A 12,029-nucleotide genomic window follows, 5' to 3' on the forward strand; every position below is an offset into this window, starting at 1 on the left:
GCCTCACCGACCGGAAGGATCACCGTGGCACTCCTGGCCCGCGTCCGCCCCGCCACGCCCGCCACCGCCCCGCGCGTCCTCGCGCGGGGCGCGGGCGTGGGACTGCTCATGGCGCTCCTCGCCACGGTCGTCTGGTCCGGCAGCTTCGTCGCCACCCGGGACATGGCCGACTCCGTCCCGCCGGTCCAGGCCGTCTTCTGGCGCTGGGTCATCGCCCTCCTCGCCGTCGCCCCCCTCGCGGCCCGGCAGGCGTGGCGGCAGCGGCACCTGATCCGCCGCCACTTCGGCTTCGTCGCGCTGGCCTCGCTGTTCGGCGTCGCCCTCTACAACACCCTCGTGCACCAGGCCGGACTGACCACGACCGCCTCCAACATGGGCATGATCATGGCCGCCTCCCCGGTGATCATGGCGCTCTTCTCCCGGCTCGGAGGCGAACGCCTCGGTGCCCGCCGCACCTTCGGGATGCTCCTCGCCGCGCTCGGTGTGCTGCTCCTCGTCGGCAAGGGCTCCCTCGCCGCCGACCTCACCGCGGGCGACCTGTGGATGTTCGGCGCCGCCCTCTCCTTCGCCTCGTACAGCGCCCTGCTCAAGCGCAAGCCCGCCGAGATCGGCGCCCTGGCCTTCCTCTTCACGACCTTCGTGCTCGGCGCCCTGATGCTGCTCCCGGTCTACGGGGTCAGCCTCGCCGTCCAGGGCGGCTTCGAGCCCGGAATCGGCACGGTCGGCCCTCTGCTCTACGTCGGCGTCCTCTCCTCCGCCGTCGCCTTCTTCGCCTGGAACAGGGCCATCGCCCTGATCGGCGCGGCCCGCGCCGGAGTCGTCTACTACCTCCAGCCGGTCTGCGTGGCCCTGCTCTCGTACGCCCTGCTCGGCGAGGAGCTGGGGATCGTGGGCGGCGCCTGCATGGCGCTGATCCTGGGCGGGGTGGCGCTGGCGAGTGCGCGGCCCCCGGGCGTGAGCACGACCCCGCGCGGTCGCGCGTGAACGGTCGGGCCGCGACCCCGGGTAGGTTGCGGCCCATGACCGAGTGGGACATCAAGAAGCTCCAGATCCTCCGCACGCTCCGCGACCGCGGCACCGTCACCGCCACGGCGGAGGCGCTTCTCATGACCCCCTCGGCCGTCTCCCAGCAGCTCAGCAACCTCGCCAAGCAGCTCGGTGTCCCGCTCCTGGAGGCGCACGGCCGCCGGGTGCGCCTCACCGACGCCGCGCATCTCGTCCTCCGTCACGCCGAGGCCGTCTTCGCCCAGCTGGAGCGCGCCGACGCCGAACTGGACGGCTATCTGCGCGGCGAGGCGGGCCAGGTGCGGGTGGCCGCGTTCTCCACGGCCGTGCCCGCCCTCGTCGTCCCCGCCGTGCAGCACCTCCGTACCGCCCACCCCGGCCTCGACGTCCGCATCCGCGAGGCCGAGGCGGCGGAGGCGTACGAACTGCTCACCGCCGGCGACGTCGACCTGGCGCTCTCGCTCGCCGCCCACGCCCCCTCCGCGCGCGACCCCAAGTTCAGCCGCGTCCCGCTGCTCGCCGACCCGCTGGACGTCGCCCTGCCCGCCGGGCATCCGCTCGCCGACGCGCCCGGGCTGAGGCTCGCCGACCTCTCCGCCGAGCCCTGGATCTTCGGCGGCTCAGGGCCCTGGTCCGAGATCACCACCGCCGCCTGCGAGGCAGCCGGATTCGTGCCCGAGCAGGCGCACAGCGCCGCCGGCTGGACCGCGATCCTCGCCATGGTCGAGGCCGGGATGGGCGTCGCCCTGGTGCCCCGGATGGCCTCCGCCGAGCGCCGCGGCGAGCGCGGGATCGTGATGCGGGTCCTCTCCGCGGACCAGCCGCGCCGCCATGTCGTCGCAGCGGTACGGCGCGGGGCCGAGGAGGGCCCCGCCGTGGCACGGGTGCTCGCCGCGCTCCGGCAGGCGGCCGTCCAGCGCGAGACGGTGCAGTAGTACCGCAGGAGCTGATCGTTCAGTTCAGCTGAAAGTACCTGTCGAAAACATTCGATGGACCGGGGTGCTCCCGCCCGGCACAGTCGAGGCATGAGCTTCGACGAGAACGCCGTGACCGCCGACCCGCACGCCAACGACGCCGCCCCCTACGCCGGAGGCGACCCGTACGCCGACTACCGCACCGGTGACTTCCCCTTCACCGAGCTGGTCGACCTGGCCGACCGCCGCCTCGGCGCCGGTGTCGTCGCCGCCAACGACGAGTTCTTCGCCGAGCGCGAGAACCTCCTCGTCCGCGAGCGCGCCGTCTTCGACCCGGAGCACTTCGGCCATAGGGGCAAGATCATGGACGGCTGGGAGACCCGCCGCCGCCGTGGCGCCGACGCCGAGAACGTCTTCCCCGCCCTTGAGGACCACGACTGGGCGATCGTCCGCCTCGGCGCCCCCGGCGTGATCCGCGGCATCATCGTCGACACCGCCCACTTCCGCGGCAACTATCCGCAGCGGGTGTCGATCCAGGCCACCGCAGTCGAGGGATCGCCCAGCCCCGAGCAGCTGCTCGCCGACGACGTGAAGTGGGAGGAGATCGTCCCGCCCACCCCCGTCCGCGGCCACGCCGCCAACGGCTTCGGGATCGACGTCGAGCGCCGCTTCACCCATGTCCGCGTCTGCCAGCACCCCGACGGCGGCATCGCGCGCCTGCGCGTCCACGGCGAGGTCGTCCCGGACCCCGAGTGGCTGGAACTGCTCGGCACCCTCGACCTGATCTCCGTACTCAACGGAGGGGTGTACGAGGACGCGTCGGACAAGTTCTACTCCTCGCCGACGCAGATCATCCTGCCCGGCACCTCCCGCAAGATGGACGACGGCTGGGAGAACCGCCGCCGCCGGGTCCGCGGCACCAACGACTGGGTCCGCTTCCGGCTCGCCGCCCAGGGTGCCGTACGCGCCGTCGAGATCGACACCGCGTATCTCAAGGGCAACTCGGCCGGCTGGATCGCCCTCCAGGGCCGGAACGGCGAGACGGGCGAGTGGTTCGAGATCATCCCCCGGACCAGGCTGCAGCCCGACACCCTGCACCGCTTCAAGCTCCCCGCGCAGGCCGTCGTCACCCACGTCCGCCTCGACGCCTTCCCCGACGGCGGTGTCGCCCGGATGCGCCTCCACGGCGCGCTGACCGAGCAGGGCACGGCCGACCTGCGCGCCCGCTACGCGGCGCTCGGGGGCTGAGCCGCCGGACCCAGGTCTCCGCCCGGCGGGCGGCTGCGCGCCGACGCCCGCCCGCCGAGCGGACTCGAACGGACGAAGGGGCACCTCCGTGGGGGAGGGTGCCCCTTCGTCTTCGTTCGGCTGAGCCGCCGTTACGCGGCGGCCGCGTCCGCCGCCTGCGCCTTCAGGGCGCGCTCCACGCCGGCACGGCACTCCGTCACCAGACGCCGCAGCGCCGGCGCCGGGTCGTTCGCCGCGATCCAGACGTCCGTGGCGTCCAGGGTCTCCTGCGAGACCTGGATCGTCGGGTAGAGCCCGACCACGATCTGCTGGATCATCTCGTGACTCCGGGTCTCCGAGACGCCCTTGATCGAGGCGAAGTACTTCGCCGTGTACGGGGCGAGCAGCTCACGCTGGTCGGTCTGCACGAAGCCCCCGATCACCGCCTCCTGCACGGCGTTCGCCAGCTTGTCGGACTCCACGACCGACGCCCAGGCTTCCGCCTTCGCCGCCTCCGTCGGACGGGCCGACCGCGCGGTCGCCGCGTGCCGCTCGCCCGCGGCGGTCTTGTCCCGCTCCAGCTCGGCCGCGATCTCCGGCTCGTCGTAGACGCCGGTCGCCGCCAGACGCTGTACGAACGCCCAGCGCAGCTCGGTGTCGACCGCCAGGCCCTCGATGGACTCGCCGCCCTCCAGGAGGGCCGCCAGCAGGTCCAGCTGCTGCGGGGTGCGGGCGGTGGCCGCGAAGGCCCGCGCCCAGGCGAGCTGGTGGTCGCTGCCCCCGTCGGCGGCGCGCAGGTGCGCCAGCGTCGCGTCCGTCCAGCGGGTCAGCCCGGCCTCGCGCCACTCCGGCGCCGCGTACAGGTCGAGAGCGGCCTTCACCTGGCCCTGGAGCGACTGGACCACGCCGATGTCGGTCTCCTTGGCGATGCCCGAGAGGACCAGCTCCAGGTAGTCGCGGGTGGCCAGCTCGCCGTCGCGGGTCATGTCCCAGGCGGAGGCCCAGCACAGCGCGCGCGGCAGCGACTCGGTGAAGTCGCCGAGGTGCTCGGTGACGTTCTTGAGCGACACCTCGTCCAGCCGGACCTTGGCGTACGACAGGTCGTCGTCGTTAAGCAGCACCACCGCCGGACGCGCCTTGCCCTCCAGCTGCGGCACGTTCGTCAGCTCGGTGGCGGTGACGTCCAGCTCGACCCGGTCCGTGCGGACCAGCTTGCCGGCCGCGTCCAGGTCGTAGAAGCCGATCGCGATCCGGTGCGGACGCAGCGTCGACTCGCCCTTGGCGCCCGCGGGCAGCGCGGGGGCCTCCTGCTTGACGGCGAACGAGGTGATGACGCCGTTCGCGTCGGTCTCGATCACCGGGCGCAGGATGTTGATGCCGGCCGTCTCCAGCCACAGCTTCGACCAGGCCTTCAGATCACGCCCGGAGGTCTCCTCCAGCGCGCCGAGCAGGTCGGAGAGGCGCGTGTTCCCGAAGGCGTGACGCTTGAAGTACGCCTGCACGCCCTTGAAGAACTCGTCCTGGCCGACGTACGCGACCAGCTGCTTCAGGACGGAGGCGCCCTTGGCGTAGGTGATGCCGTCGAAGTTGACCTGCACGTCCTCGAGATCGTTGATCTCGGCCATGATCGGGTGCGTGGACGGCAGCTGGTCCTGGCGGTACGCCCAGGTCTTCTCCGCGTTGGCGAAGGTCGTCCAGGCGTTGGGCCAGCGCGTGCCCTCCACGGACGCCTGGCAGGCGACCGAGGTGAAGGTCGCGAACGACTCGTTCAGCCACAGGTCGTTCCACCACTCCATGGTGACCAGGTCGCCGAACCACATGTGCGCCAGCTCGTGCAGGATCGTCTCGGCCCGGCGCTCGTACGCCGCGTCCGTCACCTTCGAGCGGAAGACGTACTGGTCGCGGATGGTCACCGCGCCCGCGTTCTCCATGGCGCCCGCGTTGAACTCCGGCACGAAGAGCTGGTCGTACTTGGCGAAGGGGTAGTCGTACGCGAACTTCTCCTGGAACCAGTCGAAGCCCTGGCGCGTGACGTCGAAGATGTGCTCCGCGTCGAGGAACTCGGCCAGCGACGGACGGCAGTAGATGCCGAGCGGAACGGTCTGGCCGTCCTTCTCGTACGAGGAGTGCACCGAGTGGTACGGGCCGACGATCAGCGCGGTGATGTACGTCGAGATCCGCGGGGTCGGCTCGAAGACCCACACGTCGTCCTTGGGCTCCGGCGTCGGCGAGTTGGAGATCACCGTCCAGCCGCTCGGCGCCTTCACGGTGAACTGGAAGGTCGCCTTCAGGTCCGGCTGCTCGAAGGAGGCGAAGACGCGGCGGGCGTCCGGCACCTCGAACTGGGTGTACAGGTACGCCTGGTCGTCGACCGGGTCGACGAACCGGTGCAGACCCTCGCCCGTGTTGGTGTACGCGCAGTCGGCGACGACCTTCAGCTCGTTCGGGCCCTGGTGCAGATGGGCCAGCGCGATCCGCGAGTCACGGAAGACGGCGGCGACGTCGAGCGCGTGGCCGTTGAGAACGACCTCGTGCACGGCGGGGGCGACGAGGTCGATGAAGGTCTCCGCACCGGCCTCGGCGGAATCGAAGCGGACGGTGGTGACGGACCGGTAGGTGCCGCCCTCCTGCGCACCGGAGAGGTCGAGGTCGACCTCGTACGCGTCCACGGTCAGCAGCTTCGCCCGCTGCTGCGCCTCTTCACGGGTCAGGTTTGTGCCAGGCACCCGGTCAACTCCTCGGTTTCGTGATGTTTGGCTCATCCTTCCACGCCGTACCTCAGCGCCGCATCGCACATTTCCACGGTCCGTCGCCGCTGATCCGGAGCAGTCCCGGACCCGTCACGGGCGCGCTGACACGGACCTCGCCGATCTCGTCGACGAGCAGCTCCTGGTCCTCCGCGTCGTACTCGGGTTCCCGCGGAGGGGTGTGCTGATGGACGGTGAAGGGGGACGCGCCGTGGTGGGAGAAGTCGAGGACGCCGGGCGGCCCGTCGTAGACGACGAGGTCGTGGGCGTGGCCCTCGATATGGCTGTCGAAACGGCGGGCGTGGGCGAGCGGCAGGACGCGCAACGTCCACGGGGTGTCGGCGTCGACCCGCAGGGTCAGGGGCCGGTCCGGCGGGACGAGGGCGACGGTGCGGGCGCGGACGTCGTCCTCGTAGGCCATGAGCAGGAAGTCCTCGGCGCGGCCGTGGGCGTCGCAGGACTCGATGGTGGTGGAGATCGAGTGGTACGACTCGATCTCCAGGAGCGCCCAGCCCGGCGGGATGGCGGGGTCGCAGTGCACGGTCTCCTTGCCGCGGCCCTGGTGGACGGAGGGCCGGAAGGAGGACGAGAGGGGGTCGAAGACCGCGGGGGCCACGTGCCCGTGGCTCGGGACGGGCAGGGCCGCGGTCTCGTACCCGGGCGCCGGCCGGGGCGTGGGCGGGGTTCCGTAGGTCTGGCTGTGTACGGGGGTGGGCGGGGTTCCGTAGGTCTGGCTGTGTACGGGCGTGGGCGGGGTTCCGTACCCCGGCGCCTGTCGCGGTGCGGGCGGGGGCACGTAGCCGGGGCCTGGGATCGGGGCGGGCGGGGGCTCGACCACGATGCCGAAGTCCGTCGCCAGCCCGGCGAGACCGGAGCCGTACCCGCGCCCCACCGCCCGGAACGTCCAGCCGCCCTCCCGCCGCCGGAACTCGCCGAAGACGAACGCCGTCTCCGTCGTCGCGCCGCCGATCGCGAAGTACGAGACGGGCGCGCCCGAGAGATCCGTGACCCGCACGTCCAGGCCCCGGACCTGCCCGAAGGACCCGCCGTCCACGGAGGCGGCGACCACCACGCGGTCGACCTCGCGCTCCATCCTGGCGAGATGCAGCCACAGCCAGTCCGCGGCCGCGCTGCCCGGCGCGCCCGGCGCCGACTTCCCCAGATGCCGCACTGCTCCGGAGGGGTGCTCGGTGTGGTTGTAGAAGACCAGGTCCGAGTCCCCCCGCACCCGCCCGCCGCCGTCGAGCAGCAGCGCGGAGACGTCCACCTCGGGCGCGCCGGGGACGGTCTGCCAGGTGACGGCGACCTGGAGAGCCTGGGCGGGCACCGGGAGAGCGGCGCCCTCGGACAGCTGGGTCATGGTCGGATCCTGTCACCCGAAGGCCCGGCTTCGAACGCGCTGTCCGAATTCCGCCGGACCGTGACCACGGGACGACAGGCCGGGACGCCAGGACGGGACCCCGGGACGGAACGCCGGGCCGGTACGCCGAAGGGGCGGCCGTCCTCCCGGACAGCCGCCCCATCCCGTACCGAACGGCGTCAGCCCTTCAGCTCCGCCGCGACCAGCTCCGCGATCTGCACCGCGTTGAGCGCGGCACCCTTGCGCAGGTTGTCGTTGGAGAGGAAGAGCGCGAGGCCGTTGTCGACCGTCTCGTCCACCCGGATGCGGCCCACGTACGACACGTCCTTGCCGGCCGCCTGGAGCGGGGTCGGGATCTCGGAGAGCTCGACACCCTCCGCGTCCTTGAGCAGCTCATAGGCGCGCTCGACGCTGATCGGACGGTCGAAGCGGACGTTGACCTGGAGCGAGTGGCCGGAGAAGACCGGCACGCGCACGCAGGTGCCGGAGACCTTCAGCTCGGGGATCTCCAGGATCTTGCGGGACTCGTTGCGGAGCTTCTGCTCCTCGTCGGTCTCGAACGTGCCGTCGTCGACGATCGAGCCGGCCAGCGGGACCACGTTGAAGGCGATCGGACGCTTGTAGACGGCGGGCTCGGGGAACTCCACGGCCTCGCCGTCGAACGCCAGCTGGTCCGCGTTCTCGGCGACGGCGCACGCCTGGGTGCGCAGCTCGGCGACGCCCGCGACGCCCGAGCCGGAGACGGCCTGGTAGGTCGTGGCGACCAGCGCGGTCAGGCCGGCCTCCTGGTGGAGCGGCTTGAGGACCGGCATGGCGGCCATCGTGGTGCAGTTCGGGTTGGCAATGATGCCCTTGGGGCGGTCCTTGATCGCGTGCGGGTTGACCTCGGAGACCACCAGCGGGACCTCGGGGTCGCGGCGCCAGGCGGAGGAGTTGTCGATCACGACGGCGCCCTGGGAGGCGACCTTCTCGGCGAGCGCCTTGGAGGTCGCGCCGCCGGCGGAGAACAGGACGATGTCCAGACCGGTGTAGTCGGCGGTGGCCGCGTCCTCGACCGTGATCCCGTCGACGACGGTGCCGGCGGAGCGGGCGGAGGCGAAGAGCCGCAGCTCGTCGACAGGGAACTTCCGCTCGGCCAGGATGCTGCGCATGACTGTGCCGACCTGACCGGTGGCTCCGACGATTCCGACCTTCACGGGGACTCCTCCGTACGTTTGTGCAGGCTGCTGCCGTCCATGATGCGTATGTCCTGGCCCGCCTTGTCCAATCCATTGTCCGAGGATCGGGACGGTAGGGCGACGGGGCTGGGGCGCAGGCCGGGACAGGGGGCCGGGACGTCAGCGGACGTAGGCGGAGACGGGGAAGGGGCGGGCACCGGTTCCGGTGCCCGCCCCTCACTCGTACAGCGGTGTTACGGGGTGACCTTGCCGATCACCACGCTGCCGGCGCCCGCGGCAGTACCGCGCGCGTTCAGCAGCTGGACCTCGCCGAAGAACTGCCGGCCCTCGGGCGCGGCACCGGCGACCAGCACCTCGGCGGCGACCTTCGCGGTCGCGCCGCTGGCCAGCGGGTAGCTCTTGGACGCGTCGACCTGGACGCTGCCGAGCGCGGCAGAGTAGTACACGTCCTTGTAGTCGAAGGTCGTACCGCCCTCGGCCTGCACCGAGTAACCGTCGATCACGACGGTGTAGGTACCGGCGGCCGGCTTGACGAGCGAGACGGCCTCCTCCGAGTCACCGTCGGCGGCCTGGCCCACCTGAACACCGTCGCGCAGGACCGTCAGGTCCAGGTCGGCGGCCTTGTCCGAGGTGTTGCCGATCGCCACGTCGAGCCGCTCGACACCCTCACCGATGGTGACGGTCTTGATCTGCTGCTCGTGGTGCTTGATCGTCGGCGTCTCGACCTTGGCAGAGCCCAGCGAGCCGCCCTTCAGCTTGCCGTCGATGCCGGCGAAGGTGTTGGTGACGGTCCACTCGACGGCGGCCGGCGTGCCGACCTTCGCCTCGGCGACGGTCTGGACGGCCGGGTCGAAGTCGGCGCCGAGCACCGAGACGTCCAGCTTGTACGGGTTGTCCAGGTCGGGCGAGGTGCGGCGCGCCTCGACCTCGATCTCCCAGACGCCCGGCGTCGGGTTGGCGTACGAACGCAGGTCCGCCCGGCAGCCGTTGCCCGGGTTGTAGTGCGGGTAGCAGACGTTGGACGCGGTGGACTCGAAGGCCACGCCGTACGGGTGGATCGAGATGAACCGGGTCTGGCTCTTCTCCTTCAGACCGCCGAGGGCGACCTCAAGAGTCTTGGCGCCCTCCGGCACGGTCACGAAGTACGACTTGTGGCTGTTGCGCTGGACCGAGCCGGACGCGGAGAAGCCGTAGCCGGGCGCGGCCAGGTCGCTCGCGACGACCGAGGTGGCGAGGATCTGCTTGTCCACGCCCTCGGTGCGGTCGTCGTCCGCCTCCAGGATCACGCTGTGCACGCCGGCCGAGGTCGGCCGGGCCTGGATCTTGACGGTGACCGGCTGGTTCAGCGGCAGGTCGACCTCGTCGTCGCCGAGGATCCGGAAGGTGCCGTCGTTGTTCTTCAGCTCCAGCTCGTGCTCGATGGCCCGGTTCGGGCCGGTCGTGCGCGTGATGGTGACGTCGTAGACCTTCTTCTGGCCGACCTTGAGGCCGCCCTCACGGTCGTACACACCGGTGCCGGTGTGCGGGGCCGGGAAGATCGCGGTGTCGACCGGAGCCTCGACCTTGTACTCGTGCGCCGTGGCGCCGTCCTTGATCGACTCCCAGGCGTCGTTGATGTCGATCAGACCCGAGCCCTGCTCGTGGGCCGCGACACCGGAGATCCGGTCGGCGGTCGAGGTGAGCGCGGTGCGCAGGCTGAGCGGGGAGAGCTCGATGCGCTTCTGCTTCGCGGCGGAGAGCAGCAACGCGCTCGCGCCCGCGACCTGCGGGGAGGACATCGAGGTGCCGTTGAGCATCCCGTAACCGGCGGGCAGCGCGTAGCCGGACTCGGGCACGCCGGCGCCGGCCTGCCAGGTCGGGATGGTGTTCACGGCCGAACCCGGACCGGTGATGGTCGGGGTGAAGCCGCCGTCCTCACGCGGACCGCGCGAGGAGAAGGGGAACATCGCGTACGACTTGGTGACGGCCGAGCCGTAGTTGGCGGCCCAGGTCGACTTGGAGATCGCCGCGCCGACCGAGATGACCTTGTCGGCCAGGCCGGGGTCGCCGATCGTGTTGATGCCCGGACCGGAGTTGCCGGCCGAGATCACCAGCTGCACGCCGTACTGGTCGATCAGACGGGTGTAGAGGCGGGCGCGGACGTTGTCGCCGTCGTTCTGCGCGGGCAGACCGCCGATCGACATGTTGACGATGTCGACGCCACGGTTGACGACGAGGTCCGTCATGCCCTCGGTGAGGGCGGTGTTGGTGCAGCCACCGGTCCAGGTGCACGCGCGCGAGGAGACGATCTTCGCACCCGGGGCCGCGCCGTTCATCCTGCCGCCGAAGAGGCCCTTCGCGGCGGTGATGCCGGCGACGTGCGTGCCGTGGGAGGACTCGACGATGCCGATGTTGACGAAGTCGGCCTTCTTGCCGACCCAGGTCCCGCCGAGCGGGTCCATCGCCACGTCCTTGCGGATCTCGACGACGAACGGCGTCTTCTCGACGACCTCGGTGGCCGGGTTGTCGGTACCGAAGTAGCCGATCTGGTACCCGTCCTTGTACGGCTTCATCGGCGCGTTGTCCGTGAAGTCGTTGTTCTGGTCGCTGTCGACGCGGACGGTGCCGGCGGCCGGGTCGTACAGCATGCCGAAGAGGTCGGCCGTGTCGCCGTCGCGGTTGATGTCACCAGCCGGGTCGCCGCCCGCGGTGATCGCCTCGTTGAAGCGGCTGAACTGGTAGGAGCCCTCGGGCGCCTTCCAGGACTGCGAGGAGGCGGTGAAGACCGGGCCGGCGACCGGGGTGATCTGGGCGCGCCAGGTGGCGTCGCCCTCGGTCAGCGGGTCGGTGGCGGTGACCCAGTCGACGATCTTACGCTCGCCGGTGGTGGTCTTCTGCAGCGCCGGGTGGCCGAGGTCGACACCGGAGTCGAGGATGCCGATGGTCACACCGCGGCCGTCGGCGCGCGGGTTGTCCTCGACGAATTCGACCGCGCCCGTCTCGTGGGACGGGTTGTACGGGTTCTTCGCCGGGGTGTTCTTGCCCGGGGCCGGGTACGTCGTGGAGACGGTCGTGCCCTCGACGGCGCCGGTGGTGCCCGCGTCCGGGGTCGGGTCGTCCAGCTTGATCTCGGCCTGGAGGTCGATCGACTGGACGGAGGAGAGCTTGGTGGCCGCCGTGATGGCGGCCTCCGCCTTCGCGGTCGGGACCGTGGCGCGGACGTAGCCGAGCTTGTCGTTCCGCTTGCCGACCGAGGCGCCCTGGACGGCGTCGAGCTGGCCGGCGACCTGCTCGGTGGCGCCGGGGGCGGTGGCGACGAGGATCGTGACGTTCTTCTCGCCGGTCGCCTCGGCCTCGGTGAGGCGCTGGGCGTCCGTCGGTCCGAGCTTGTCGGCGGAGTCGGAGGACTTGACCGGAGGTGTGGTCGCCGGGTCATCGGCGGCCAGGACTGGAGCCGCACCGGCCGCGATGAGCGCGGTCACGAGTCCGGCGGCGGCGGCGATGCGCGCCGCGCGTCTGTGTCCGGGGGTCGAGCGCCCGGGTATGGAGCTCTGAGATTCGGGGGTGGTCATTTACATCCCTGTTGGTGAAAGAAGAGGGTCCGGATTTCGGTACCGGA

The 12,029-nt window shown here is 71.3% G+C and carries 7 protein-coding genes; 3 read left to right on the forward strand and 4 right to left on the reverse strand.

Translation table 11 applies throughout. The annotated features are described in order from the left end of the window. Positions 1–24: 24 nt before the first annotated feature. The 3 genes from ACFY8U_RS19240 (at position 25) to alc (ending at position 3,167) form a co-directional block, all read left to right on the forward strand. Positions 25–984, forward strand: coding sequence for a DMT family transporter (locus ACFY8U_RS19240; RefSeq protein ID WP_389571593.1), 960 nt, complete (start codon positions 25–27; stop codon positions 982–984). Between the two features lie 35 nt (positions 985–1,019). Further along, positions 1,020–1,940 (forward strand): LysR family transcriptional regulator, encoded by a 921-nt coding sequence (locus ACFY8U_RS19245; protein WP_389571596.1) that lies wholly within the window; start codon positions 1,020–1,022, stop codon positions 1,938–1,940. 90 nt (positions 1,941–2,030) lie between these two features. Then, on the forward strand, positions 2,031–3,167 hold the full coding sequence (gene alc, locus ACFY8U_RS19250) for an allantoicase (RefSeq protein ID WP_389571599.1): 1,137 nt from the start codon (positions 2,031–2,033) through the stop codon (positions 3,165–3,167). Positions 3,168–3,298: 131 nt separating this feature from the next. On the opposite strand, the gene pepN is transcribed toward alc, so the two are convergent. The 4 genes from pepN to ACFY8U_RS19270 form a co-directional block, all read right to left on the reverse strand. Then, positions 3,299–5,872 (reverse strand): aminopeptidase N, encoded by a 2,574-nt coding sequence (gene pepN, locus ACFY8U_RS19255; protein ID WP_389571600.1) that lies wholly within the window; start codon positions 5,870–5,872, stop codon positions 3,299–3,301. 52 nt (positions 5,873–5,924) lie between these two features. Further along, a complete protein-coding gene (locus ACFY8U_RS19260) occupies positions 5,925–7,253 on the reverse strand; it encodes a TerD family protein (RefSeq protein WP_389571603.1) in 1,329 nt (442 codons plus the stop codon). Positions 7,254–7,432: 179 nt separating this feature from the next. Beyond that, complete coding sequence (locus ACFY8U_RS19265) at positions 7,433–8,449, reverse strand: aspartate-semialdehyde dehydrogenase (RefSeq protein WP_361678462.1); 1,017 nt, start codon at positions 8,447–8,449, stop codon at positions 7,433–7,435. A 215-nt stretch (positions 8,450–8,664) separates the two neighbouring features. Further along, positions 8,665–11,982 (reverse strand): S8 family serine peptidase, encoded by a 3,318-nt coding sequence (locus ACFY8U_RS19270; protein ID WP_389571605.1) that lies wholly within the window; start codon positions 11,980–11,982, stop codon positions 8,665–8,667. Positions 11,983–12,029: the final 47 nt, after the last annotated feature.

It is taken from the genome of Streptomyces sp. NPDC012508 (assembly GCF_042902595.1).
GTDB lineage: Bacteria > Actinomycetota > Actinomycetes > Streptomycetales > Streptomycetaceae > Streptomyces.

What these genes read in the sequence shown, in the direction of transcription:
- ACFY8U_RS19245 (WP_389571596.1), top strand. Translation starts at nt 1,020, where the DNA reads ATGACCGAGTGGGACATCAAGAAGCTCCAGATCCTCCGCACGCTCCGC.
- alc (WP_389571599.1), top strand. Translation starts at nt 2,031, where the DNA reads ATGAGCTTCGACGAGAACGCCGTGACCGCCGACCCGCACGCCAACGAC.
- ACFY8U_RS19260 (WP_389571603.1), bottom strand. Translation starts at nt 7,253, where the DNA reads ATGACCCAGCTGTCCGAGGGCGCCGCTCTCCCGGTGCCCGCCCAGGCT.
- ACFY8U_RS19270 (WP_389571605.1), bottom strand. Translation starts at nt 11,982, where the DNA reads ATGACCACCCCCGAATCTCAGAGCTCCATACCCGGGCGCTCGACCCCC.